We start from the raw sequence: 22702 nt of genomic DNA on the forward strand, positions 1-22702 counted from the left end.
CACGTCGCCGGCATAGGCGGTCTCGGCGATCTCGCGGTCCTGCGCCAGAAACATCAGCGGCGGCCAGGCGCTTATCCGAACAGGTCGCATGACCTTCGGCGCAGACCGTCCCGCCGCGCTCGGTCAGGGTCTCGAAATGATTGCGATAGTCCGGAAAGGCCTCGAAGAAGCCCGCCCAGGCCCGCAGGCAGGCCTCGCGGCCAGTGACGTGATTGTCGGCCATGTCGATGAAGACATGGCCGTCACTCACACGCCGCGACAGGCGCTCAAGGTCCTGCCGGTTGATGTCGTCATTGAACGCCCTGACGAGGTCGATCGGGTCGCTCATGGCGGCCTGTCCTAGAACGGGATCTCGTCGTCGAAATCCTGGTTGAAGTCTTGCGGTGGGCCGTCGAGCTGGCGCGGGCCGCCGGAGCCGCCGCCGCCATAATTGCCGCCGCCGCCCATGGAGCGGCCACCGCCGCCACCACCACCGCCGCCGGCGCTGTCCAGCATGGTGAGGTTGGAGCCGAAGCCGCGCAGGACGACCTCGGTCGTGTAGCGGTCCTGGCCGTTCTGGTCCTGCCACTTGCGGGTTTCCAGCTGGCCTTCGAGATAAACCTTGGAGCCCTTCTTGAGGTATTGCTGCGCGACGCGGACAAGCCCCTCGCTATAGATGGACACGTTGTGCCATTCGGTCTTCTCGCGGCGCTCGCCGGTATTGCGGTCCTTCCAGTTTTCAGAGGTCGCGACGCGCAGATTGCAGACCTGCCCGCCATTCTGGAACTGCTTCACTTCCGGGTCCGCCCCCAGATTGCCCACCAGGATGACCTTGTTCACCGAGCCTGCCATGTCTTCACCTCCAGACCTTCTGTTCGTCACGATTCGGCTCGCTTGTAACGCGGGCGGGCGTCCATGTCGCTAGCTCAGCAGAGATTCCTGTGAGCGGCGCTGTCCGCAATATTTTCCCGCGCTTACGAGATTTTCAGATTTATCTGCAAGAAGGGGCCAAGCACAAGGCCTATGTTCTATTTTTGTTCTAGGCCTCGGGTCACTGAGGGATGGGACATGGCGCTCGCAACACAGGAAACTGCGCAGCTGCGCCCCGCCAGACTTGCTGCATTTGCCGACGACTTTCGCTTCCTGAAACTCACACTTCCACTGGTGATCGCCTATTTCGTCGCGGCGTTTGTCTACAAGCATTTTGTCGGCACCGTCGTGTCGGACGGCCCGCTCAGTGCCGGGGAAAAATTCGTCGGTGCCTTCCGGTTCATCCAGTTCATGGCCCTGTTCTTTCTGAGCACCGCGGCGATCCAGCTGCTGCTGAAGGCCGCCGAGGGCGGAAAGGCGTTCAGCCTCGAGACCCATTTGCGGCGACTGGCGCCCCGCCTGCCGGCGGTCCCAGTCATGTTCGCTATCGGCATCTTCACCTTTGCCGTCTTCATCTATGCCTACGCGCTGTTCAAGGCCCGCATTCCGGAAGTCCATCCCTTCGGTCTGGACCAGCTCTTCGCCAGCATGGATGCGGCCATGTTCGGCGGGCGCCAGGCATGGGAGTATTTCACCTGGGTCTATGACATTCCGGGCCTGATCAACGTCATCGACTTCAACTATTCGCTCTGGGTCGCGCTGTTCCAGTGCAGTTTCGTCTACTGCTTCATCACCCGGTCCGAACCACTGGAGCGGCGGGTGCGCTACATCTATGCCCTGATCTTCACGCAGATTATCGGCGGCACCATCCTGGCACTGATGCTGTCATCCGTCGGCCCTGTCTATTACGGGCATATCGTCGAGGGCGTGAACCCCTATGCGCCCCAGCTGGAGCTGCTTGCGGATGCCGGGCGGCTCAACGCCACGAACTACCAGACCCTGCTCTGGGCAGATTATTCGCTGCCGGGTGTCGGCCAGTTGGGCATTTCCGCCATGCCGAGCCTGCATTGTGCCGTAACGACGCTTTTCCTGCTCATGTTCACCCGTTCGCTGATGATGAAGGTGCTGGTCGGGCTGTTTGCCGTCAGCATCTTTTTCGGCTCTTTCCTGCTGGCCTGGCACTATGTCGTCGATGGTATTCTGGACGTGGCGGTCGGATACGGATGCTGGCAGCTGGCCGGCTGGGCGAGCCGGAAAGTCACGGCCGAAGCGTGAGCCAGACGGCGTGCCGGACGCGCTACAGCTGCCAAACTATTTCACATCCCTACTGATGTTCTGATTTTGTTCTTGTCGTCTTTCTGGACTCCGGGCACACATAAGGATTGAACCAATCCGAATGCTTCCCAGAGGCTCCTGCCGATGACTGCTCCCGACCTTCGCATGATCCGCGTTCGCGGTGCGAAAGAACACAATCTGAAGAATGTCGATGTCGATATCCCGCGCGACAAGCTGGTCGTGATGACCGGGCTGTCGGGCTCGGGCAAATCCTCGCTCGCCTTCGACACCATCTATGCCGAGGGCCAGCGGCGCTATGTCGAGAGCCTGTCGGCCTATGCGCGGCAATTCCTCGAGCTGATGCAGAAGCCGGATGTGGAGAGCATCGAGGGCCTGTCGCCCGCCATCTCCATCGAGCAGAAGACGACCTCGAAGAATCCGCGCTCGACCGTCGGCACGGTCACCGAGATCTATGACTATATGCGCCTCTTGTGGGCGCGTGTCGGCATCCCCTATTCGCCGGCTACCGGCCTGCCGATCCAGAGCCAGACCGTGTCGGAAATGGTCGACCGGACGATGGACCTGCCGGAACGCACGCGCCTCTACCTGCTGGCCCCGATGATCCGGGGGCGCAAGGGCGAATACAGGAAGGAGTTCGCCGAGCTCCTGAAGAACGGCTTCCAGCGCGTGAAGGTCGATGGCGAGTTCCACGACCTGGAAAGCCCCCCGACGCTGGACAAGAAGTACAAGCACGACATCGACGTCGTCGTGGACCGCATCGTCATCCGCGAAGGCATGGAGCAGCGCCTGGCGGAAAGCTTCGAGACCGCGCTCGGCCTCGCCAATGGCATTGCCGTGCTGGAATATGCCGACCTCGAAGAGGGCGAGACCGAAGCCAAACGGATAACCTATTCCGCCAATTTCGCCTGCCCCGTTTCCGGCTTCACCATCCCGGAGATCGAGCCGCGGCTCTTCTCATTCAACAATCCGTTCGGCGCCTGCCCGACCTGTGACGGGCTCGGCGAACAGCTGAAAGTCGATCCCGGCCTCGTCGTGCCCGACAAGGATCTGGCGCTCTCGAAGGGCGCCATCGCGCCCTGGGCGCGGGCCGCCTCGCCCTACCAGACACAGACGCTTCAGGCGCTCGCCGATCACTATGATTTCGACCTCGACAAGCCCTGGAACAAGCTCGCGCAAAAGGTCCGCGACGTGATCCTGTTCGGCACCGGGGATGAAGAGATCCAGTTCATCTATGACGATGGCCTGCGCCGCTATGAGGTAAAGAAGACCTTCGAGGGCGTCATCCCCAACCTCAACCGGCGCTATCGCGAAACCGACAGCCAGTGGGCACGCGACGAGATCGCCAAGTTCCAGTCGGCCGCGCCCTGCCCGGCCTGTAATGGCAAGCGCCTGAAGCCCGAAGCGCTGGCGGTGAAGATCGACAATCACGACATTGCCGACGCCTCGGAATTCTCCATCAAGGAGGCCGGCGAGTGGTTCGGCACGGTCGCCGAAACGCTGACGGAGCAGCAGAAGGAAATCGGCACACGCATCCTGAAGGAGATCAATGACCGGCTGATCTTCCTGAATGCGGTTGGCCTCGAATACCTGTCGCTGTCGCGCGCCTCGGGCACGCTCTCGGGCGGGGAAAGCCAGCGTATCCGGCTGGCGAGCCAGATCGGCTCCGGCCTGCAGGGCGTGCTCTATGTGCTGGACGAGCCCTCCATCGGCCTGCACCAGCGCGACAATGAACGCCTGCTGGAAACGCTGAAGCGGCTGCGCGACCTCGGCAATTCGGTGCTAGTGGTCGAGCATGACGAGGATGCGATCCTGACCGCCGACCATGTCATCGATATGGGCCCGCGCGCCGGCATCCATGGCGGCCACATCGTCTCGCAGGGGACCCCCGACGAGATCGTTGCCGACGAGAACAGCCTGACCGGCGCCTTCCTCTCGGGCAAGGAAGAGATCTCCATTCCGGCCAAGCGCCGGCCGCTGAAGAAATCCCGCTCGCTGACCATCAAGGGCGCCAGCGGCAACAATCTCAAGAATGTCGATGCCACCGTGCCGCTCGGCACCTTCACCGCGATTACCGGCGTCTCCGGCGGCGGCAAGTCGACGCTGATCATCGAGACGCTGTACAAGGCGCTCGCGCGCAAGCTGAACGGCGCATCCGAAGCCCCGGCCCCCTATGAGGGCATCGAGGGGCTGCAGCATCTCGACAAGGTGATCGACATCGACCAGTCGCCCATCGGACGCACGCCGCGCTCCAACCCGGCGACCTATACCGGCGCCTTCGGGCCGATCCGCGACTGGTTCGCCGGCCTGCCCGAAGCCAAGGCGCGCGGCTACAAGCCGGGCCGCTTCTCCTTCAATGTGAAGGGCGGGCGCTGCGAGGCCTGCCAGGGCGACGGCGTCATCAAGATCGAGATGCACTTCCTGCCGGATGTCTACGTCACCTGCGAGACCTGCGACGGCAAGCGCTACAACCGCGAGACGCTGGAAGTGCTCTACAAGGGCAAGTCCATCGCCGACGTGCTCGACATGACGGTGGAGGAAGCCGAGAAATTCTTCTCCGCCGTACCGTCCATCCAGACCAAGATGGAGACGCTGAACCGGGTGGGCCTCTCCTACATCAAGGTCGGCCAGCAGGCCACGACGCTGTCGGGCGGCGAGGCCCAGCGCGTGAAGCTCGCCAAGGAGCTTTCGAAACGCGCCACCGGCAAGACGCTCTACATCCTGGACGAGCCGACGACCGGGCTGCATTTCGACGATGTGCGCAAGCTCCTCGAAGTGCTGCACGAGCTGGTCGATGCCGGCAACACCGTCATCGTGATCGAGCACAATCTCGACGTCATCAAGACCGCCGACCATATCATCGATATCGGCCCGGAAGGCGGCGATGGCGGCGGACGGATCGTGGCCACCGGCACGCCGGAAGAGGTCGCCGCCGACACCGAAAGCTGGACCGGCCGCTTCCTCGCCGAAACCTTCCGTCGCCACGATGAGAGACGTGCCGCCCGGAACAAGATCAAACGCAAGAGCGCGAAGCAGAAGCAGGCGGCGGAGTAACGGAACCGACAGCTATAAAAACATCAGGCCGGTACGCCCTTATTAAGCAAACACGTCCGGCGCTTGCGCGATGCCGCCGCCGCGGGGGTCTGTCTTGGCGGCCAGGGCGGCGGGGCCGGCCCACATATACTGGATCAGGCCCTGCAGCATCAGCCAGCCGAGCCAGGCGGTGAGGACCGGCGCGAGGATGTCGAACTGTAACAGGGCCGAGAGCAGGGTCAGCGGATTACCGGAGTCCGCAGCGCTGGTGAGCCGCTCGATATTCGCCATGAAACTCGCGACGATGGCTGTGCCGAAAACCATATTGGCCAGAAACAGCATCAGCACGATCATGAGAGCGAGGCCCACATAGGCCCAGACCAGCTGCCAGAACCGGCCCTTGGTCGCACCCCAGGCCCCGAAGAAAGTGACCTTGCGGTCGCGGATCGTCATGGCCGAGGCCGGTGCCAGCCGCACGACGATCCACACCCAGACGAGAGCGACCATCAGCATGGCCCCCAGGATGGCGAAACCGCCGCCGCGGGGATTGTCGAGCGCCATCACCAGGACGCCCGTGCCCGAAGCAATCACGACAAGGCTGAGAATGTAGGCGGCGACGCTGAAGGCAAACCAGATCAGCCCGACCAGCAGCAGGCGGAGTTCGTCGCCGCCCAGGCGCACGCTGAAACCCTCCTCGCGCACATAGCGCCGCTGCACAGCCGCCTCGAACACCGCCCAGAACAGCGCTCCGAGAAACAGCATGACGATGTTGGCGAGCACGATCCAGCCGATAAGCTCGGTCAGCCGGCGGGTGAAGATCGCCTCGACTTCGCGTTCGCTTGCGCCCTGCGCGGCAGACAGGATGGCCCGGAAGACGAGATTGAAGACCGGCTGGAACAGCGCATAGCCGACGCCCATCAGCAGGATGGCGAAGGCGGCATAGGTCAGAAGGTATTTCCAGACAAAGCCGCGCGGGCCGTCGGTGCGGGCAAAATGCAGCAGTGCATTGCCGGATGAAAATCTCTGCGCCATGGCGCGTCCCCTCCCCCCAAGGCTTGTGGCCAGCTCAGCCGAATGTCGTCTCGGCGTCAACGCGGTTGGGCGCAAGCCGCTTGTAGAGCACTACGGCCAGACCATGGCCGAGCCAGAAGAAGGGCGCGAGCAGGAGCACGGTGAGCCCCGTCAGCGCCGCGACCGGCAGGGCCGGTGTCGCCCCGGCCGCTTGCGCGGAGCCGGTCAGCCCTGCGGCATGCGCGGCCGCCATGACGAGCAGCATCGCGACGAGCCACGGCACCAGCTGCAGGAAGACCCAGACCAACGCCAGGCGCGAGACATGGCGCGAAGTCCAGGACCAGCTGCGGAAGATCGTCACCCGGCGCTCGGCCACGGTGGCCACCCCGAACAGGAAGAGCCTGAGACCCAGCCAGACGAGGCCGGCCATGGCGACGAGCATCAGGAGGTATAGCAGCACCGCCCCGCCCGACTCCGAGAGCGCCTGCATCGACTGGCTCACGCTTTCCGGGCTGGCTTGCTGCGACGGGTCGTAACCTGCGGTGCCGAGCAGGATGCCGACGAGCAGGGAGAAGAACAGCGTCAGGAAGAAAAACAGAAGAAAATAAAGCCCATAGACGGCAAGGTTGGCAAGGAAGAGCCGCCCGGCATCGCCGAACAGGTTGCGTTCGCCGGCTTCCGGCAGGGCCTTGCGGTACATGTCGGCCGACCAGAAACAGCCGACGAAGATCGTCATCAGGCCGACAAACAGCCAGAGCCCCTGCTCGCCCAGCGAGCCGAAAGCGCCGGCATTGACGCTCTGATGGTTGAACCAGGCCCAGCCGGCCGCCGCCAGCGCGAAGAGCGCCAGGCCCGGCAAGGTTCCAACAGCCAGTGTGCGCGCGGTGGCCACGGCCTCGCGCGCGAGTGAAGCAGGTCTCAGGGACGGATCGGTCATCGCCCAAGCGGTAGCGTCTCGCTCGCGCCTTGGCGAGGGGCTCTCGCACCAAAAAAGGGGCCAGACATGATGTCCGGCCCCGGTCTTCGTCAAACGCCTTGTGTCGTCGCTACCTCAGTCGTCGCGGCGTGCGTCCGGCAGGCGGTCATTGATGTCGTCGCGAATGTCGAGCAGCGTCACAATCAGGCCGCAGACCAGGCTGGCCGCGATCCAGCCCACAACGGTTCCCAGCACGATCTCGATCACGCGGGCCACCGGCCCTTCCATCCCGAGAACATCGGCGGCAAACGCCCCCTGCTGGTAGATACCCATGCCGATCCCCGCAATGAGGATGGCGAAATAGGCCACGTAAACCATCGTGCGGAAGCTGTTGATAATGAAAAACTTCATGTCGTCCCCTTTCACTGCGAACCAGTCGGCTCGGCCCCCAGCATATCCCGTGTGAAAGCGTCTGTCTTCAGCGTCGCGTTATTCGCTCATTCCGCAGGTCATGGCGGCCTGCATGGCGAAGGACATGAACTGGCCCTGCTGCTCCGGCGTCAGGTCGCCCATGATTTCGTTCGCGCTTTCCTCGCCTTCGCGCGCGGCCTTGGCGAGCTTGGAATAAAGGCCCTTGTCGAGATTCTTTTCGGCGGCATCCGCCATGCACTCGCAGGTCTTCTTGTCGTTCGCATTGTCGTTCATGCAGGCGTCCACAATGGCCGCCCGGTCGCTCCCGCCACCGCCGCAGGCGGCCAGCGTCATCAGGCCAAGCAGCCCAAAAGCAGTCTTCTTCATACGCAATTCCCCTCGTGTGTCAGTTGCCGGGGGAGATTTTCATGATTTTCACGGGCTGACCAGCAAAAAACACCCTATTCACGGCGCAGGAGGCGGTCCCACTGAAATCTCTTGCGGTTACGCGTCAGGAAGGCGTTTTTGACGGCCATCCGGTCATAGTCTTCCTGCACCCAGTCGAGGAAAGACTTTCCCGTCCCGGCGGTATCGTCGAGATAGGCCTGGAAGAAGGCGTCCAGCATGCCGGTCTTGCCGGATTTCACATGCAGGTAGCGCCCGGAGAGCTGCTCGATCGCCCTGGTCACCGGCAGGCCGCGCCGGAAAATCATGTAGAGCACGCTCATCAGCCCGGCCCGGTCCGCGCCGGACTTGCAGTGCATCAGCGCCGGATAGGCGATCTCCTCGAAGAGGTCGCGCGCGGCAAAGATCGTCTCCACCGTCGGCGTATCGCGCGAGAAGACCTGGAAATCGACCAGCGTGATACCGACCGCCTCGCAGGCTTCCTTCTCCAGCAGGTAATAGCCCTTGGTGCTCTGCCCGCGCAGATTGATGATGGTCTGCACGCCACGTTCGGCGGCATGTTCGGCAACCTGGCGCGGATTGGGCTGGTTGGAGCGCCACATCTCCGGGCTGATCCGGTGCAGGTTCTGGAAGCTCTCGCGCAGGAAGCCGTGATCGCCGAGCACGAGCTCGCGTTCGGCGCGCTGGCGCCCGCTATAAGTCGACAGGTCGGCGGCGACGTGCGGAGCGCGCTTCTTCTTGCGCTTCTTTTTCTTCTTCGGCGTATCGGGCGTATCGCTCATCTCGTGCCGCCTATCCCAAGCTGTGACCGCTGCCAAGCATGTGCCTGCTGCACCCGCTCTTCCTTAAACGCCATAGTAAGGAGACGGCGTGTAGGAAACCGGATGAATTCGACACATCTTCGATGGATGCCATGTTGATGCGCCTTCTGCCCGCCCTGCAAGCCGGCCTGCTCTCGCTGGCCGTGACGGCCTTCGCTGCCCCGCCAGCCATGGCCGATCCGGACCTGCAGCCAGGCTCGATCGAGATCTTCGCGAAACCCGGCGAGCGCCAGCGCCATATCCTGACGCTGACCAATCCCGACGACGCCCGGGAGGTCTCGCTGACGCTGGGCATGGCCGACTGGACGCTCGCGCGCGATGGCCAGGTCGAGCTGGAGGCCCCCGGCCTCAGCGCGGCGTCGGCGGATGACTGGGTCCGCTTCAGCCCGGCCTATGTCACGCTTGCCCCCGGAGAGGCGCGGGATATCCTTGTCGATGTCATTGTGCCCGCCAAGCTGGACGCGCCGGAAGGCCGGCGCACCGCCCTGCTCGCCTCGGCCATCGTGCCCGACAGCCGCCCCGGCGCGGAAGGCCTGAAACGGCGCATCCGAGTGGCAAGCCTCTTCTATCTCACCCCGCCGGGCGCCGTCAGCGCGCCAGACGTGCGCGACCTGCGCGTCTCGCAGACACAGGACGGCCCCTACCAACTGACAATGCTTGTCGAGAATGCGGGCAATGCCCATGCCCGGCTCGAGGGCGACCTTGTCATCGAGGGGCGCGGCGAAACGGTCCGCATCCCGGTCTCCAACCTCGTCGTGCTGAACGGGCGGGAGCGCGAGTTCACCGTGCCCCTGCCCGAAACACTGCCCGGGCGGGCACGGGTCAGCACGCATTTCACGAACATTCATGCGCCTCAGGCCCCGCAGGGCGAGGCGGTGGTAGACAGTTATTCCGCCCCGCTGGGCTTGCCGGACGAGTAAGCGCCTGCCTCATAACCGAGCCCAGTGAGCAGGCTGACCGCTTCATAGAGCGGCAGGCCGACAATGGCGGTGTAGGAGCCATTGATCCTTTTGACGAACGGCGCGGCCCCGCCCTGGATGGCATAGCCGCCCGCCTTGCCGACGCCATCGCCCTCAGTGGCATAGGCCTCGATCTCGGCCGGGGTGAGCCGCTTGAAGACGACACGGGAAACGACGACACGGGCCACTTCGCGCCCGTCGGGGCCGATAGCGGCGAGACCGCTCAACACCTGATGGGCCCGGCCCGACAGGAGGCCGAGGCACTCGCGCACGTCCTCGGCATCGCTTGCCTTGGGCAGCATCCGCCGGCCCAGCGCCACAACCGTGTCGCCGGCAAGCGTGAACTGGCCGGGCGCATGGACGGCGCGGGCTTTCTCGCGCGCCAGCCGCTCGGCCAGAGCGCGCGGACTTTCCTGCTTGTCGGGGGTTTCGTCGATATCGGCGGGGCGGACAGCGTCCGGCCGGATACCGGCCTGGGCCAGCAGATCAAGGCGCCGCGGTGACGCGCTCGCCAGCACCAAGGGCGCGCGCGGCTCGGGCATCTTACTTGAAACGGTAGGTGATCCGGCCCTTGGTCAGGTCATAGGGCGTCATTTCGACGAGCACCTTGTCGCCCGTCAGAATCCGGATGCGGTTCTTGCGCATCTTGCCGGCCGTGTAGCCGATGATTTCATGATCGTTTTCGAGCTTCACACGGAACGTCGCATTCGGAAGCAGTTCCATAATCGTTCCGTTGAACTCGATCAGTTCTTCTTTTGCCATTGGCACTCCTGTTTCAGCCGCGGAATCGGCTCCGCGTTAATAATATGGGGCGGTTCGTAACTTTCGTCACCTCCCAGCGCAAGCGCTTTGCGCGCCGGGATGCATTCCACCCTGCCGGGAAGAAACGCCCGACACCGCAAATCGCTCACGCGCGAGATGACATTTTCGCCTCAGCTGGACGGCCCGCGCGCCTGGCCGGCATGCAGGGCGCAGATCAGGGTGAAGAGCCGACGGGCAGTGTCGAAGTCGACCTCGATCTTTCCTTCCAGCCGCTCGGCCAGCAGCGTCGAGCCCTCATTGTGAATGCCGCGCCGGGCCATGTCGATCGCCTCGATCTGGTGCGGCGTCTGCGTCTTGATCGCGGAATAATAACTCTCGCATATCATGAAATAGTCTCGGATAATTCCCCTGAAAGGCGAAACCGAGAGGATGAAAGCATGCACCTTTGTGCCGTCCTCCAGCCGGATATCGAAGACCAGCTTGCGCTCGACCATGGAGAGATGCAGCACATAGGGCCCGCCCTCATGGTCGATCACGCCGAAGCTGTTTTCCTCGATCAGGTCGAAGATCGCCACACGGCGCTCATGCTCGGCATCCGGCCCGTTCGAGGAGAGGGTCTCCTCGTCGATCTCCACGGCGATGAGACGGTTGTCAGCCATGACCTTCGCCACGGTTCGTCCGGATGGACACAGACCGCGCATGGGCCGGCAGCCCTTCGGCCTCGGCCAGGCGCAGCGCGGCCGGCGCGAGCACGTTGAAGCCATCGGGCCCCGCGCGCTGGATGCTCATCCGCTTCATGAAGTCGTAGAGGCCGAGCCCCGAGCTGAAGCGGGCCGCCCGGCTGGTCGGCAGGACGTGGTTCGAGCCAGTGACATAGTCACCCAGCGCTTCCGGGGTGTGGTGGCCGAGGAAGACCGCACCGGCATGCCGGATCTGCGGCAGCAGCATGTCCGGATCCTCAATGGCGAGCTCCAGGTGTTCGGCGGCAATCTCATTGGCGATGTCGGCGGCCTGGTCAAGCGAGGTGGCGAAAATGATCGCGCCATGGTTTTCCCAGGCCTGACGGGCACGAGCCTCTGTGGACAAAGTTTTCAACTGCTTTTCCACAGCCTCTTCCACAGCCTTTCCCACAGCCTTGTCCACCGTAATCAGGATGGACTGCGACGAGGTGTCGTGCTCGGCCTGGCTGAGCAGGTCGGCGGCGATCCAGTCCGGCTCGCAGGAGGCGTCGGCGATCACCAGAATCTCCGACGGGCCGGCGATCGTGTCGATTCCGACGGTGCCGAAGACCTGGCGCTTGGCCTCGGCGACATAGGCGTTTCCCGGCCCGACAATCTTGTCCACACGGATCAGGTGCCCGGCCCCAAAAGCGAGCGCGGCCACCGCCTGTGCGCCCCCCACAGGATAGAATTCATCCACACCCGCCTTGAGCGCGGCATAGGCCACCGCCGGCGACATCTGGCCGCCCGGCGCGGGCGCCGTCATCACCACCCGGTCCACCCCGGCAATCTTGGCCGGGATCGTGTTCATCAGCACCGAGCTTGGATAGGAAGCGAGCCCGCCCGGCACATAGACGCCGACACTGTCGAGCGCCGACCATTTCCAGCCAAGCTCGACGCCGTCCGGGTCCTTGAAGATATTGTCCACCGGGCGCTGTTTCTCGTGATAGGCTGCGATCCGCTCGGCGGCGAAATCGATCGCCTCGCGCAGGTCCGCCGAACATCCAGCCGCAAGCGCCGGCAGGTCGACATTGTCGGACTGCAGCGTCACCGGGTCGAGCGTCAGCCGGTCGAATTTCGCGGTGTAGCGCGCCACAGCCTCGCCGCCATGCTTGCGCACGTCGGCAATGACCTCGCGCACGGTCGTGGCGACGTCCTCGACCTCGCCGCGCGGCTCGTTCAGGAAGGCGTCGAAGGTGGCCTTGAAGCCGCTCTCGCCTGCATCGATCCAACGGGCCATCTAGCGTGACCTCCGTTCGTGGCTGGGGGTGCGCCGCGTCGTCCACTCATAGTCACTGTCGAGCAGGGTCACGTCCAGCGCCTCGACCTCAAGCGCGAGTTCGCCATCGCCGGCAAACAGCAGCGTTACCGTGCCGCCCGGCGGCTCGCTAGCCGGCTCGAAGGTGATGTTGAGCAGCGAATAGACCATTTCCGGGTCGGCCCTGGAAATGCCGAGCGCCTTCACGTTCAGCACGCCGTCGAAAGCCAGGAGCGAGCGCACACGGGCTTTCGGCTCGGCCTTTTTCGCGCCGACGGCCTCTTCCCAGCGGAAGCGGTTAAGCTCGATGGAAAAGCGGTGCTTGCGCGCTTCATACCGGAAGTTCTCGGCCTTGGTCACAGCATCCTGCACGCTGGCCGAAATCACGGTCAGGTCGTCTGCATCCTCGGCAATCAGCCGGAGTGGCCTGAACTCTGCCATGCCTGCCCCTATTCCTCTTCACCACCGACGCGACGGATATCCGCGCCGACACCGCTCAGCTTCTCTTCCAGTTTCTCGAACCCGCGATCAAGATGATAGATCCGGTTCACTTCGGTCTCACCTTGGGCGGCCAAACCGGCAATGACAAGGGATACCGAGGCGCGCAAGTCGGTCGCCATCACGGGTGCGCCTTTCAGCGTCTCGACGCCCTTCACGATTGCCTCATGACCGCGCACGGCAATGTTGGCGCCCAGCCGCGACAGCTCGGGCGCGTGCATGAAACGGTTCTCGAAGATGTTCTCGCGGATGACAGAGGTGCCCTCGGCCAGCGTCATCAGCGCCATGAACTGCGCCTGCAGGTCGGTCGGGAACCCCGGATGCGGCGCGGTATCGACACTGACGGCCTGGAGCCGGCGGCCATTGCGCGCAATGCGGATCGTGCCGGCGGCCTTGTCGGTCTCGACCGTCACCCCGGCATCGCGCAGCGCCCCGGTGAGCGCACTCAGCGCGGCGACCGGCGCATTGGTCAGCGTGACATCGCCGCCAGCGGCGGCGACCGCCATGGCATAGGTGCCCGCCTCGATCCGGTCGGGCATGACCGGGTGGGTCGTGCCGTGCAGCGTCTCGACGCCCTGGATGGTCACCGTCGCCGTGCCGCCGCCCGAAACCTTCGCGCCCATGGCGTTGAGGCAGTCGGCCAGGTCGGCAATCTCCGGCTCGCGCGCGGCGTTTTCCAGCACCGTCTCGCCCTCGGCGAGGACGGCGGCCAGCATGGCATGCTCGGTCGCACCGACGGAGACGAAGGGGAAGTTGATCTGCGCGCCCTTCAGCCCGCGAATGGCCGCCGCCTTCACATAACCTTCCTCGACCACGAGATCGGCGCCCATCGCCTCAAAGGCTTTCAGGTGCAGGTCGACCGGGCGCGCCCCGATCGCACAGCCGCCCGGCAGCGAGACCGTGGCATGGCCATAGCGCGCCAGCAGCGGCCCGAGCACATTGAAGCTCGCGCGCATCTTCCGCACCTGTTCATAGGGCGCGATGGTGGAGGTGAGCTCGGCGGCGTTCAGCCGGCATTCCGAATCACCCTTCGGCCAGTAGACCTCGACACCCAGCGTCTGCAGAAGCTGCGACAGGAATCGCGTATCGGCGAGCCGCGGCATGTTGGTGAAGGTGACCGGCTCGGGCGTCAGCAGCGCCGCCGCCATGAGCTTCAGCGCGGAATTCTTCGCCCCCGAAATCGGGATCGTGCCGGAAAGCGGTTTGCCGCCAGTGATCTTCAGTCTGTCCATGGCGAGCCCTTATAGTGCTGTTCTCGTCACGGGAAAGGCAGGAATGCGGCGGTTTTGCCCAATCACTGAAGACAGGGTTTATCAGTCGCCGCGATCGGGCTTCTCAGGCTTGTCGTCCGGCCCGTCCTCACGGGCCTTGCGGGCGGCCTGCTTGCGGCGCTTGAGATTGTCGCGCAGGGCCGCCTTGAGGCGGGCGTCGCGGTCGTCGGAGCTGTCTTTGGCAGTCATTTGTTCAGTGAACCTTCCGAAACGGTCTTTTCATCATTCGCCGCATAAGCTAAGGGCCTCCCTCACCCGCTTTCAATGCCGCGGTAGCTCAGTGGTAGAGCGCATCATTGGTAATGATGAGGTCGGGAGTTCAATCCTCCCCCGCGGCACCAGCGTTTCCTTCTGGTTTCCCTCCCCTTTCAACTACAGAGACAAACCCTTCTTGGGCATAGACGTATTGCCGCCCTGTAAGAAAAGCAAATTTTCAGAAACAATTTGCCCCATACGGCCACAAGAACACAACAAAATTGCTACCCTCCCTTTGATAGGGGGAATGTGTCCTAATCGACACACTCTTGACGATCCGGCAGCCCGAAAATGACATTTTCGTTACGTTGCCGTTGACGCCCTTTTCAAGCGCCGCATAGCGTAATGCGCAGGGCTGCTCGGGCGTCGATCAGTCTCAAAATTGTCAGGGTATATTTTCTCGGGAAGGCTGCCTTCTCGAGCGAATAGTTATGAAGGAGGTCAGAATTGACCCAAGATATCTGGAAAAAGAGGCTGCTCGCCACCACGCTGATCGCTGGTGTCGCCGGTGCAATCTGGGTCGGCCCCGCCGTCGCTCAGGAAGATGAAGATGCGATCATAGAAACAAATGACGCACAACAGGATGAGGAAGAGGCGGTTCAACAAACCGTTACGGTTACCGGGTCCCGCATCCGCCAGCCGGACTACCAGTTCTCCAATCCGGTTACCTCGGTCAATGAAGAGTCGATTGAATATTCGGGGACGACGAACCTCACGAATTTCCTGCAGGACCTGCCTGCTCTAACCAACTCCTTCGACAGTGAAGACTCCGCCGAAACAGGTGGCAGCAGCGCGGCTGGCCTCAACCTGCTCAACCTGCGCAACCTTGGTGAACAGCGCACGCTTGTTCTGGTCAACGGACGCCGCCACGTCGCCAGCGACCCGGGCTCCAGCTCCGTCGACGTCAACACCATCCCGATCGGCCTGATCGAGAATGTCGAGGTTCTGACCGGCGGTGCATCGGCCATTTACGGTGCCGATGGTGTATCGGGCGTCGTGAACTTCGTACTCAAGGACGACTTCGAAGGCTTGGACGCACGCGCGCAGTTCGGCCAGCCGACCGAAGGCGGTGGCGAAGATGGCTTCATCTCCGTCCTGGCTGGCAAGAACTTCTTCAATGACCGGCTGAACCTTACGGCAGCCTTCGAATACTCGACGACGAAACCCGTCGATCGCGACGACCGCGACTATGCGAAGTTCGGCAACCGCGAGATCCTGCTGTCGAACCCGGACGACCCGGGGACTTTCAATCCGGCCAATGACGATCCGGACATCCTGGACAACATCTTTGCGCGCGGCGTTACCTACATCGATACCTCGCCCTATGGCTCCATTTATACAGATGGCGATTTCGCCGACTCGCTGGCCGGTGTCGACTTCACTGGCAATGGCGATCCGTGGACAGATGGCGTCTATGCCGGCGGCTTCACGGCGATTGGCGGCGACGGCTCGCTGCTTGACGGCTTTGTCGACCAGCTTCTGCCCGGCATCGACCGCTACAATTTCAACACCACGGCGAACTGGGAAATCGCGCCGGGCCACAACATGTTCGGGGAATTCAAATATGTGAATGCGCAGACGGAATTCGTGGCGCAACCGACCTTCGACTATTTCCTGACAGTCCCGATCGACAACCCCTACATTCCCGAAGCGGCACGTGCAGATGCACTGGGGCCAAACGGCCTCGGGGCTGTCTATGTCGGCCGCGACAACTTCGACCTCGGCAATACTGGCCGCGACATCACGCGTGAGACCTATCGCGGGGTGATCGGGTTCGAGGGGCCCATCAACGACAATTTCGACTATGAGGTTTCACTGGTCCGCGGCATCACCGAGACCGAGAACATCTACAAGAACGATCGTATCAGCGAACGCTGGTATGCCGCAATCGATGCCGTCGAGGATCCAGCGACTGGTGACATCGTTTGCCGCAGTGATCTTGACCCGACGGCAATCCCGGCGGACCAGAATCCGGCCACGTGGGGGACGACCTTCAATCCGGGCGCGAACTCCGGCTGCGTGCCTGCCGACATCTTCGGCGAGGACATCTCCCCGGAAGCCCGCAACTGGATCAACCAGGACACGAAGCAGACCTCGCGGATTACCCAGACAGTGCTTAACGGCTATGTCTCGGGCAACTCCAAAGGCTATTTCGAACTGCCGGGTGGCCCGGTCGGCGCGGCCGTCGGCTTTGAATACCGCAAGGAAACAAGCGCTTCGAAAGCATCCCAGATCGAGTTGACGTCGGCCGCTGTCGGCGAAGACCTGACATGGGCCGGACAAGGCTCCAACACGACCGGTGCCTACGATGTTACGGAATTCTTTGGCGAGGTTGATCTGCCGCTTCTCGCAGACATGCCTTTCGTCAAGGAGCTGACACTCGATGGTGCTTTCCGCCTTTCCGACTACTCAACCTCCGGCCAGTCGGAGACCTGGAAGATCGGCGGCCTTTGGCGTCCGACCGAGTGGCTCATGTTCCGCGCTACGACGGCGGAAGCCGTTCGCTCGCCGAACATCAGTGAGCTCTTCCTGCCACAGACCCAGACCTTCGAAATCCTCAGCGATCCCTGTACCATCGTCAACCTCGAAGATCCGGATTCTGCCGAGGTTGAAGCGCTTCGCCTTGAGAACTGTACGGCCGATCTCGGATTTAATCCGAACGACACAGGGTTTAACCCCAATGTCTCGTCTGCAACTGAAGGCCGTGTTGGCGGTAACCCGGACCTCGATGTGGAAACAGCCAATACCGATACCTATGGTATCGTTGTTCAGCCTACTTTCCTGGAAGGCCTGACGCTGTCGCTCGATTATTATGACATCGAACTCGAAGACGCGATTCAGTTCTTTGAAGCCCAGACGATTGTCGACAAGTGCTATGACCTGCCTCGTCCGAACCAGTTCTGTGGCCTCATTCAGCGTGATCCGACTGATGGCACACTGTCTTACTTCCAGCAGTTTGCGGTCAATGTGGCGTCTTACAAGACAAGCGGTTACGACTTCTCGGTGCGTTACCGTCTCGACCCGCAGGAGCTGGGCTGGACTTCAGCAGACCTTGGTAATTTCAACATTTCCTTGGTCGGTACCAAGCTTGAAGAGCTGGTCTTCATTGAGTTGGCTGATGCCGATCCGGATGAGCAGGACGGCTTGCCCGGTGCGCCGGAATGGCAAGCCGTGTTCGACATCACCTGGAACTACAAGAAACTGTCGCTCAATTACGGCTTCTCTTACTTCGACGAGACGGAGCGTTTCGCGCCCCAGAACATCGAAAACGATCCGGACATCGTGAACCCGAAATACTATAACTATTCCGAACGCTTCACGCATGACATTCAGGCTCGCTACCAGCTGACCGAGAACTACTCGATCTATGGCGGCGTGAATAACTTCACCAATCAGGAGCCTGATCGCGGTAGCCTGGATACGCCTGTTTCGCCGCTTGGCCGGTTTGCCTATATCGGGGCGAGCGCAAATTTCTAACGCTCTCCCTGCTCCGGGTCACCAGACACCGGATGAGACATCTCAGGAAAGGCGGGCTCTCGGGCCCGCCTTTTTTCGTTTGGACCTAGCGCAAGCCTTCCCGGCGTGGGGCGCGGTCGCCGAACCACCAGAGGGTGGCCGCGGTGGCGGCGAAGGTGGCGGTTTCGGTGATCGAGGCGCGCGCGGCCTCGCTGGCGCCGAGCCAGATGCCGGCGGCGATCAGCCAGAGCACCAGCGTCAGCACAGGCCGGGTGAGCGCGCGCACGGCATTCACCCATTTATAGCTTGCCCCGATAGTGGCCTCGGCCTCGATCGAGGCGCTCAGCCCGGCCCAGTGGCCGGCCGTCTCCGCCAGCGCCAGTTCGCCTTCGGTCTCTGCCGTCTGCGCCGCCTGCTGCAGCTCGATCAGCGTCGTCTCATGCGCCCAGCGCTCACGCTCATGATGCTGCTCCTGGCGCGTCTCGAAAAAGCCGGCCAGGCGCCCCAGCGCGGTGCCGATCAGGCCAAACAGACCGCCGCCTGCCGCGCTGGCGGCCAGCCCTGTCATCTCTTCCATAGGGTTTCACTCCCCGGATAATACCAGCGCGCCGGCCGCGCCCGCCTGTCGACATGGAGGAAGCTTTTCGCCAGGCCGAGCCCGGTAAAGCCCGTCTGCTCGGCGCCCGCCAGAAGGCGGAAGCGGTCATGCCCGGCAATCCGGATATCGGCCGCGATCTGCTTGTGCTGCGAGCGTGGCGCGCCGCCGACCGCAGCATTCCACCCCGCACAGCGGTGCCCGGAATGGAGCACGAGCGCGCGCCCGCCCATCTCGGTGCGCAGAGCTTCCAGCGCATCGAGAAAGGCCGGGTCGTGCCAGTACTCGCCACCGCAGAAGCGTCCGCCGCAATGGCAGGCGAGCTCCCCGATGCTGAAATGGGGCCAGCGCCAATGGCCTGAGAGCGCCGTACGCGCCCGGTCGGTCGTCCTGTAGAGCATGCGGCCTCCTTCGACGCCGCCATAATGGGGCCGCGGGCCGGTCGGTCGGATGTTTTTCAGGGCAAGGTCCGGCGCACCAGCTTCATGAGCGAGCGTACACAGGGAAAGTTCGGGCGCGCTCCCGTCTAGCGCGGCATCATCGGCCCGCCCGGGCCGAACATGATCGCCGTCTGGATGGTGCCGATGATGAAGGCGAAGATCAGCGCGGCGACAAGCGCGGTCACTGTATAGGCGGTCGCTTTTTCGGGCGCCGGCTCCATCAGCTTCGGATTACCGACAAAGAGCAGGTAGAGCGAATAAAGCCCGAGCAGCGAGAAGATGCTGAGGATCGGGATGAGGTTGAAAATGCCCGCCAGCCAGGTCGCTGTCGGCGTGTAGGCCGCCACCTTGAAGGCGCGGTCAAAGTTGCGCCGTGCCCCGAACGTCGTCGCGAGCGCATTGAGGATGAAAGCAAAGACGAAGACGCCGGCAATGGAGAGGATGAAACTCACAAAGGCGCCGGTGAAGACGGCCCCGAAACCGGTATGGCGCATGCCCGGCATGACCATGAGCAGGTGGCCGAGCACGCTCGCAATGGGCGGGATGGCCGCAAGCGGCACGACATAGCCCATCAGCAGGGCCTGCCGGTCGGCCGGCTCATCGCGGATGATGGTCCACGTCGATCCCGGTTCGGTGATCAGACGGGTCGCGCGCTCGAACAGCGTGGCCATGATGTCCCTCTGCCCGCAAGCGGGCCTTGCCTCTCTCCAGAGGCGCGCACCCAAGCGGATTTCAGGCCCATTTGCAAGAAAAACGCTTTGGCGGCAGGGACCTACACTAGAATGTGACCGGCTGTTTGGCGGGGCTGAAGGCTTTGTGGGCGCCGAGCGCGGCGACGGCCTCTTCATACTCGCGCGCCAGCTGGTCGACATACTCTGCCGTCGACATGCGCTTCTCGATGGCGCCGATGCCCTGCCCGCAGCCCCAGATGTCCTTCCAGGCCTTGGACTTCTGATTGCCGCCCGAGCCGAAATTCATCTTGCTCGGGTCGCTTTCCGGAAGCTCGTTCGGATCGAGCCCGGCCTGGGCGATGGAGGGGGCAAGATAGTTGCCGTGCACGCCGGTGAAGAGGTTGGAATAGACGATGTCGCCAGCCTTGGACTCGACGATCATGTCCTTGTAGCCGTCGACCGCATTGGCCTCGTCGCAGGCGATGAAGGCCGAGCCGATATAGGCAAGGTCGGCGCCCATGGCCTGGGCCGCGGCAATCGCGCCGCCATTGGCAATGGAGCCCGACAGCGCCAGCGGCCCGTCGAAGAACTGGCGGATCTCCTGGATCAGCGCGAACGGCGACAGCGTGCCGGCATGACCGCCGGCCCCGGCGCAGACCGCGATCAGGCCGTGGGCGCCCTTCTCCAGCGCCTTGTGGGCGAAGACGACATTGATGATGTCGTGCATGACGATACCGCCATAGGAGTGGACGGCGTCATTCACCTCCTGGCGCGCACCGAGCGATGTGATGACGAGCGGCACCTTGTACTTCACGCAGAGCTCAAGGTCCTGCTCCAGCCGGTTGTTCGTCTTGTGGACGATCTGGTTGACGGCAAACGGTGCGGCCGGCTTGTCCGGATTGGCCTTGTTGTGGGCGTCGAGCTCGGAGGTGATCCGGTCGAGCCACTCATCCAGCTGCGAAAGCGGGCGGGCGTTCAGCGACGGGAACGAGCCGACAATGCCGGCCTTGCACTGGGCAATGACGAGGTCCGGATTGGAAATGATGAAGAGCGGCGAGCCGATGACGGGCAGGCGCAGGTTCTGGAGCACGGGCGGCAGGGCCATCTTTGTTTCCCTCTGGATGATGTTTCCTCGTCCTGTCTAGGTAACTGCCCGCAAGGCGGCGACAAGACATGACGTTGGGAAACACACAGTTGTCCTGTTCCCGATGCAGGGCTCCGCGCGGCCCTCGACAGGCGGTAGCGGCAGCCCCCGGCGGCATGGTGGCAAGCGAGGTCTTTCCGCGACGAGAGGCGTCCACAGGCCGAGCGAGGGGTTGAACCGGCCGGCCCGATACGCTCCCCTCCGGCCACATTCAGTATAAGGGGGAGACTGATCATGAAACGTATTCCACTCATCACCGCCACCATTGCCGCAGCCGCTTTTGCCGGCAGTGCCAGCGCTCAATGCACCGAAGAAGACGGCTATGTGTTCGTTTTCAGCCAGTGCCAGCAGCAGCCGGCCGAAAGCGAGGACAAGGCCGATCTCTGCCATCATGAACCGGGTGAGGACCCCGCTTTCATGCTGTTTCTCTCCAATGTGATTCTCGACAGCGCCGAGAACCGCTCCTCCCTCGGCAGCCTGTTCTACTATGTCATCGAAGAGCAGCATGGCGTCGGTCTGCAAGGCAGCTCGTCGCAATGCTTCGAGACAGAAGACGCCGCCAAGGCGCACCGGGCGACCACGATCGAGCGCTATCGCGACGGTTTCGAAAATGTGGTGGTCAAGGACGTGACCTTCGAGAAAGGCGCAGGCGCGCCCGAAACGGTGGCCGACTAGACGCCTTCGCGACGCGGAAAATCAGGCCGAAGGCAGGCCCATCGCGCCGGCGCCGAGGAAGCGCACCACCGCCTGGGTGCGGCTGTGAACGTCGAGCTTCTCGAAACAGCGACGGACATAGGTGCCAACGGTGTGTTCCGACACGCCGAGCATCTGCGCGATCTGGGGATTGGACTTGTCGTTCACGATGGCGACCAGCACTTCGCGCTCGCGCTTCGAGAGCTCGCTGACGCGCATGTCGGTGAGTTCGCGATACCGGAAGAAATATTCCGAAAACAGGAATTTGATCCGGCGCAGGTCCGGCGGTCGGAGGTCCGGGCGCTCTTCCTCGAAAGCGGCGACGAAATAAGCCAGACAGGCCGGCCGGACGAAGACCGGTGTGACCACCCCGTCCCGGAACCCGGCCGCCCGCATCGCCCCGATCACGGCTTTGCCATTCTCGTTCAGGTCGATCTTGGCCTCGAGCGACAGGAAGTGCACGGGCATGCCGAGCATCATCGCGGCATTCATGATCGGATCGTCGCCGGCCATCCGCTCGCGATACACCGACCGGACAGAGGCCGGCCACGTCGATATGATCGGCACGCGCCCTGTCGTTTCGTCACTGCGGTAGGGGAAGTCGTACCCGGACACGGCCATGACGCCGATCGTCCTGGCCGTGTCGACCAGAACCTGGTCCAGCTCCTCCTTCGTTCTGCAGTCTGATACGTCTTCGAGATAGGCCAGCAGGTCCATCGCGCCGCCTCCCTGTTTCCTCCATTATCATTCCTTCCGGAGTTAATCCGACTTCTGGTTGCGGCAATGGCAGGCACCCGTCTGCGGAAAGTCAGCCTTGTACAGCTCGCCCTGTTTTCCCGGCCCCCGCCAGCTGCTAGGCCGCTGCCTGATCAAAGGAGACTGTCATGCCCCTCGTCAGACGCATCGATACGATCTTTGTGCCCGCCCCTGACACCCGGCAGGCGGCGCGCTGGTATGCCCGCCTCTTCGGCATGACGAAGGTCTTCGAATCGGACGGCTATATCGGCCTGCGCTTCGAGGAAGAGGACCGGGGCGAAACGGCGATCACGCTCTACCCGACCGAAGAGATCGACCGCGAGGCGCATTACGCCTTCAACTTCGCGACCGACAATGCCAACGCCCTGCACGAGCAGCTGACCGAGGATGGCCGCGAAGTCACCGCCATCGAGATTTCGGGGCGGATGCGCTATTTCGATTTCCGCGACATTTCCGGCAACTGGGTGAATGTCTGCGAGACCTGAA

General features: G+C 63.0%; 25 protein-coding genes and 1 tRNA gene. 7 read left to right on the forward strand and 19 right to left on the reverse strand.

Annotated elements, in window-relative coordinates:
• A partial coding sequence (locus B8784_RS03250) for a nuclear transport factor 2 family protein (RefSeq protein WP_143435265.1) occupies positions 1-328 on the reverse strand: 328 nt, incomplete at its 3' end.
• An 11-nt stretch (positions 329-339) separates the two neighbouring features.
• Complete coding sequence (gene ssb, locus B8784_RS03255) at positions 340-831, reverse strand: single-stranded DNA-binding protein (protein WP_084396195.1); 492 nt, start codon at positions 829-831, stop codon at positions 340-342.
• A gap of 216 nt (positions 832-1047) precedes the next feature.
• On the opposite strand from ssb, the gene B8784_RS03260 reads away from it, so the two are divergent.
• Positions 1048-2124 carry a phosphatase PAP2 family protein gene (locus B8784_RS03260; RefSeq protein WP_158085555.1) on the forward strand — a complete coding sequence of 359 codons (1077 nt, stop codon included), beginning with the start codon at positions 1048-1050 and terminating at the stop codon, positions 2122-2124.
• A gap of 144 nt (positions 2125-2268) precedes the next feature.
• On the forward strand, positions 2269-5196 hold the full coding sequence (gene uvrA / locus B8784_RS03265; RefSeq protein ID WP_084396197.1) for an excinuclease ABC subunit UvrA: 2928 nt from the start codon (positions 2269-2271) through the stop codon (positions 5194-5196).
• Between the two features lie 42 nt (positions 5197-5238).
• On the opposite strand, the gene B8784_RS03270 is transcribed toward uvrA, so the two are convergent.
• The 5 genes from B8784_RS03270 to B8784_RS03290 form a co-directional block, all read right to left on the reverse strand.
• Positions 5239-6207, reverse strand: a complete 969-nt coding sequence (locus B8784_RS03270) for a hypothetical protein (RefSeq protein ID WP_084396198.1) — start codon at positions 6205-6207, stop codon at positions 5239-5241.
• 34 nt (positions 6208-6241) lie between these two features.
• The gene (locus B8784_RS03275; protein WP_084396199.1) at positions 6242-7123 is read right to left on the reverse strand and encodes a hypothetical protein; all 882 of its coding nucleotides are present in this window, start codon (positions 7121-7123) and stop codon (positions 6242-6244) included.
• 114 nt (positions 7124-7237) lie between these two features.
• Positions 7238-7513 (reverse strand): hypothetical protein, encoded by a 276-nt coding sequence (locus tag B8784_RS03280; protein WP_084396200.1) that lies wholly within the window; start codon positions 7511-7513, stop codon positions 7238-7240.
• Positions 7514-7591: 78 nt separating this feature from the next.
• Positions 7592-7900, reverse strand: coding sequence for a hypothetical protein (locus B8784_RS03285; protein ID WP_143435266.1), 309 nt, complete (start codon positions 7898-7900; stop codon positions 7592-7594).
• Positions 7901-7974: 74 nt separating this feature from the next.
• Positions 7975-8700 carry a fused DSP-PTPase phosphatase/NAD kinase-like protein gene (locus tag B8784_RS03290; protein WP_084396202.1) on the reverse strand — a complete coding sequence of 242 codons (726 nt, stop codon included), beginning with the start codon at positions 8698-8700 and terminating at the stop codon, positions 7975-7977.
• Positions 8701-8837: 137 nt separating this feature from the next.
• Here B8784_RS03290 and B8784_RS03295 point away from each other — a divergent pair, with 137 nt between their 5' ends.
• Complete coding sequence (locus B8784_RS03295; RefSeq protein WP_143435267.1) at positions 8838-9659, forward strand: fimbrial biogenesis chaperone; 822 nt, start codon at positions 8838-8840, stop codon at positions 9657-9659.
• Here B8784_RS03295 and B8784_RS03300 read toward each other — a convergent pair.
• From B8784_RS03300 to B8784_RS21740, 7 genes are all read right to left on the reverse strand, one after another.
• Positions 9626-10240, reverse strand: a complete 615-nt coding sequence (locus B8784_RS03300) for a Maf family protein (protein ID WP_084396204.1) — start codon at positions 10238-10240, stop codon at positions 9626-9628. The two genes, B8784_RS03295 and B8784_RS03300, sit on opposite strands and share 34 nt — an antisense overlap.
• A 1-nt stretch (position 10241) precedes the next feature.
• Positions 10242-10460: a translation initiation factor IF-1 gene (gene infA / locus B8784_RS03305; RefSeq protein WP_084394245.1), complete on the reverse strand. Its 219-nt coding sequence runs from the start codon at positions 10458-10460 to the stop codon at positions 10242-10244.
• A gap of 170 nt (positions 10461-10630) precedes the next feature.
• The gene (locus B8784_RS03310; protein WP_084396221.1) at positions 10631-11119 is read right to left on the reverse strand and encodes a UPF0262 family protein; all 489 of its coding nucleotides are present in this window, start codon (positions 11117-11119) and stop codon (positions 10631-10633) included.
• A complete protein-coding gene (gene hisD / locus B8784_RS03315) occupies positions 11112-12419 on the reverse strand; it encodes a histidinol dehydrogenase (protein WP_084396205.1) in 1308 nt (435 codons plus the stop codon). The genes B8784_RS03310 and hisD overlap by 8 nt, the downstream gene beginning before the upstream one ends.
• Positions 12420-12878, reverse strand: coding sequence for a DUF2948 family protein (locus tag B8784_RS03320; protein WP_084396206.1), 459 nt, complete (start codon positions 12876-12878; stop codon positions 12420-12422).
• 8 nt (positions 12879-12886) lie between these two features.
• On the reverse strand, positions 12887-14167 hold the full coding sequence (murA, locus tag B8784_RS03325; protein WP_084396207.1) for a UDP-N-acetylglucosamine 1-carboxyvinyltransferase: 1281 nt from the start codon (positions 14165-14167) through the stop codon (positions 12887-12889).
• An 81-nt stretch (positions 14168-14248) separates the two neighbouring features.
• Positions 14249-14395 (reverse strand): hypothetical protein, encoded by a 147-nt coding sequence (locus B8784_RS21740; protein ID WP_169712602.1) that lies wholly within the window; start codon positions 14393-14395, stop codon positions 14249-14251.
• 77 nt (positions 14396-14472) lie between these two features.
• On the opposite strand from B8784_RS21740, the gene B8784_RS03330 reads away from it, so the two are divergent.
• Both B8784_RS03330 and B8784_RS03335 read left to right on the forward strand, forming a co-directional pair.
• Positions 14473-14547: transfer RNA gene (locus B8784_RS03330), tRNA-Thr, on the forward strand.
• Positions 14548-14908: 361 nt separating this feature from the next.
• Positions 14909-17938, forward strand: a complete 3030-nt coding sequence (locus B8784_RS03335; protein ID WP_084396208.1) for a TonB-dependent receptor domain-containing protein — start codon at positions 14909-14911, stop codon at positions 17936-17938.
• An 85-nt stretch (positions 17939-18023) separates the two neighbouring features.
• Here B8784_RS03335 and B8784_RS03340 read toward each other — a convergent pair whose 3' ends face one another.
• From B8784_RS03340 to B8784_RS03355, 4 genes are all read right to left on the reverse strand, one after another.
• Positions 18024-18494 (reverse strand): hypothetical protein, encoded by a 471-nt coding sequence (locus tag B8784_RS03340; RefSeq protein ID WP_084396209.1) that lies wholly within the window; start codon positions 18492-18494, stop codon positions 18024-18026.
• Entirely contained in the window at positions 18482-18913 is a 432-nt protein-coding gene (locus tag B8784_RS03345) for a D-Ala-D-Ala carboxypeptidase family metallohydrolase (protein WP_084396210.1), read from the reverse strand. Before B8784_RS03345 ends, B8784_RS03340 begins: the two co-directional genes overlap by 13 nt.
• Positions 18914-19038: 125 nt before the next feature.
• The gene (locus B8784_RS03350) at positions 19039-19623 is read right to left on the reverse strand and encodes a Yip1 family protein (RefSeq protein ID WP_158085556.1); all 585 of its coding nucleotides are present in this window, start codon (positions 19621-19623) and stop codon (positions 19039-19041) included.
• Between the two features lie 106 nt (positions 19624-19729).
• The gene (locus B8784_RS03355) at positions 19730-20728 is read right to left on the reverse strand and encodes an NAD(P)H-dependent flavin oxidoreductase (protein WP_084396212.1); all 999 of its coding nucleotides are present in this window, start codon (positions 20726-20728) and stop codon (positions 19730-19732) included.
• A 273-nt stretch (positions 20729-21001) separates the two neighbouring features.
• Between B8784_RS03355 and B8784_RS03360 the strand changes: the two genes are divergently transcribed.
• Positions 21002-21442 carry a hypothetical protein gene (locus tag B8784_RS03360; RefSeq protein WP_084396213.1) on the forward strand — a complete coding sequence of 147 codons (441 nt, stop codon included), beginning with the start codon at positions 21002-21004 and terminating at the stop codon, positions 21440-21442.
• Positions 21443-21463: 21 nt separating this feature from the next.
• Here B8784_RS03360 and B8784_RS03365 read toward each other — a convergent pair whose 3' ends face one another.
• Positions 21464-22177: a helix-turn-helix transcriptional regulator gene (locus tag B8784_RS03365; RefSeq protein WP_084396214.1), complete on the reverse strand. Its 714-nt coding sequence runs from the start codon at positions 22175-22177 to the stop codon at positions 21464-21466.
• A 167-nt stretch (positions 22178-22344) separates the two neighbouring features.
• Here B8784_RS03365 and B8784_RS03370 point away from each other — a divergent pair, with 167 nt between their 5' ends.
• On the forward strand, positions 22345-22701 hold the full coding sequence (locus tag B8784_RS03370) for a VOC family protein (RefSeq protein ID WP_084396215.1): 357 nt from the start codon (positions 22345-22347) through the stop codon (positions 22699-22701).
• Position 22702 lies beyond the last annotated feature (1 nt).

The sequence above is a fragment of the Henriciella aquimarina genome (assembly GCF_002088975.1).
In the GTDB taxonomy this organism is placed as follows: domain Bacteria; phylum Pseudomonadota; class Alphaproteobacteria; order Caulobacterales; family Hyphomonadaceae; genus Henriciella; species Henriciella aquimarina.

What these genes read in the sequence shown, in the direction of transcription:
- ssb (WP_084396195.1), bottom strand. Translation starts at nt 831, where the DNA reads ATGGCAGGCTCGGTGAACAAGGTCATCCTGGTGGGCAATCTGGGGGCG.
- B8784_RS03260 (WP_158085555.1), top strand. Translation starts at nt 1,048, where the DNA reads ATGGCGCTCGCAACACAGGAAACTGCGCAGCTGCGCCCCGCCAGACTT.
- uvrA (WP_084396197.1), top strand. Translation starts at nt 2,269, where the DNA reads ATGACTGCTCCCGACCTTCGCATGATCCGCGTTCGCGGTGCGAAAGAA.
- B8784_RS03270 (WP_084396198.1), bottom strand. Translation starts at nt 6,207, where the DNA reads ATGGCGCAGAGATTTTCATCCGGCAATGCACTGCTGCATTTTGCCCGC.
- B8784_RS03275 (WP_084396199.1), bottom strand. Translation starts at nt 7,123, where the DNA reads ATGACCGATCCGTCCCTGAGACCTGCTTCACTCGCGCGCGAGGCCGTG.
- B8784_RS03280 (WP_084396200.1), bottom strand. Translation starts at nt 7,513, where the DNA reads ATGAAGTTTTTCATTATCAACAGCTTCCGCACGATGGTTTACGTGGCC.
- B8784_RS03285 (WP_143435266.1), bottom strand. Translation starts at nt 7,900, where the DNA reads ATGAAGAAGACTGCTTTTGGGCTGCTTGGCCTGATGACGCTGGCCGCC.
- B8784_RS03290 (WP_084396202.1), bottom strand. Translation starts at nt 8,700, where the DNA reads ATGAGCGATACGCCCGATACGCCGAAGAAGAAAAAGAAGCGCAAGAAG.
- B8784_RS03295 (WP_143435267.1), top strand. Translation starts at nt 8,838, where the DNA reads ATGCGCCTTCTGCCCGCCCTGCAAGCCGGCCTGCTCTCGCTGGCCGTG.
- B8784_RS03300 (WP_084396204.1), bottom strand. Translation starts at nt 10,240, where the DNA reads ATGCCCGAGCCGCGCGCGCCCTTGGTGCTGGCGAGCGCGTCACCGCGG.
- infA (WP_084394245.1), bottom strand. Translation starts at nt 10,460, where the DNA reads ATGGCAAAAGAAGAACTGATCGAGTTCAACGGAACGATTATGGAACTG.
- B8784_RS03310 (WP_084396221.1), bottom strand. Translation starts at nt 11,119, where the DNA reads ATGGCTGACAACCGTCTCATCGCCGTGGAGATCGACGAGGAGACCCTC.
- hisD (WP_084396205.1), bottom strand. Translation starts at nt 12,419, where the DNA reads ATGGCCCGTTGGATCGATGCAGGCGAGAGCGGCTTCAAGGCCACCTTC.
- B8784_RS03320 (WP_084396206.1), bottom strand. Translation starts at nt 12,878, where the DNA reads ATGGCAGAGTTCAGGCCACTCCGGCTGATTGCCGAGGATGCAGACGAC.
- murA (WP_084396207.1), bottom strand. Translation starts at nt 14,167, where the DNA reads ATGGACAGACTGAAGATCACTGGCGGCAAACCGCTTTCCGGCACGATC.
- B8784_RS21740 (WP_169712602.1), bottom strand. Translation starts at nt 14,395, where the DNA reads ATGACTGCCAAAGACAGCTCCGACGACCGCGACGCCCGCCTCAAGGCG.
- B8784_RS03340 (WP_084396209.1), bottom strand. Translation starts at nt 18,494, where the DNA reads ATGGAAGAGATGACAGGGCTGGCCGCCAGCGCGGCAGGCGGCGGTCTG.
- B8784_RS03345 (WP_084396210.1), bottom strand. Translation starts at nt 18,913, where the DNA reads ATGCTCTACAGGACGACCGACCGGGCGCGTACGGCGCTCTCAGGCCAT.
- B8784_RS03350 (WP_158085556.1), bottom strand. Translation starts at nt 19,623, where the DNA reads ATGGCCACGCTGTTCGAGCGCGCGACCCGTCTGATCACCGAACCGGGA.
- B8784_RS03355 (WP_084396212.1), bottom strand. Translation starts at nt 20,728, where the DNA reads ATGGCCCTGCCGCCCGTGCTCCAGAACCTGCGCCTGCCCGTCATCGGC.
- B8784_RS03360 (WP_084396213.1), top strand. Translation starts at nt 21,002, where the DNA reads ATGAAACGTATTCCACTCATCACCGCCACCATTGCCGCAGCCGCTTTT.
- B8784_RS03365 (WP_084396214.1), bottom strand. Translation starts at nt 22,177, where the DNA reads ATGGACCTGCTGGCCTATCTCGAAGACGTATCAGACTGCAGAACGAAG.
- B8784_RS03370 (WP_084396215.1), top strand. Translation starts at nt 22,345, where the DNA reads ATGCCCCTCGTCAGACGCATCGATACGATCTTTGTGCCCGCCCCTGAC.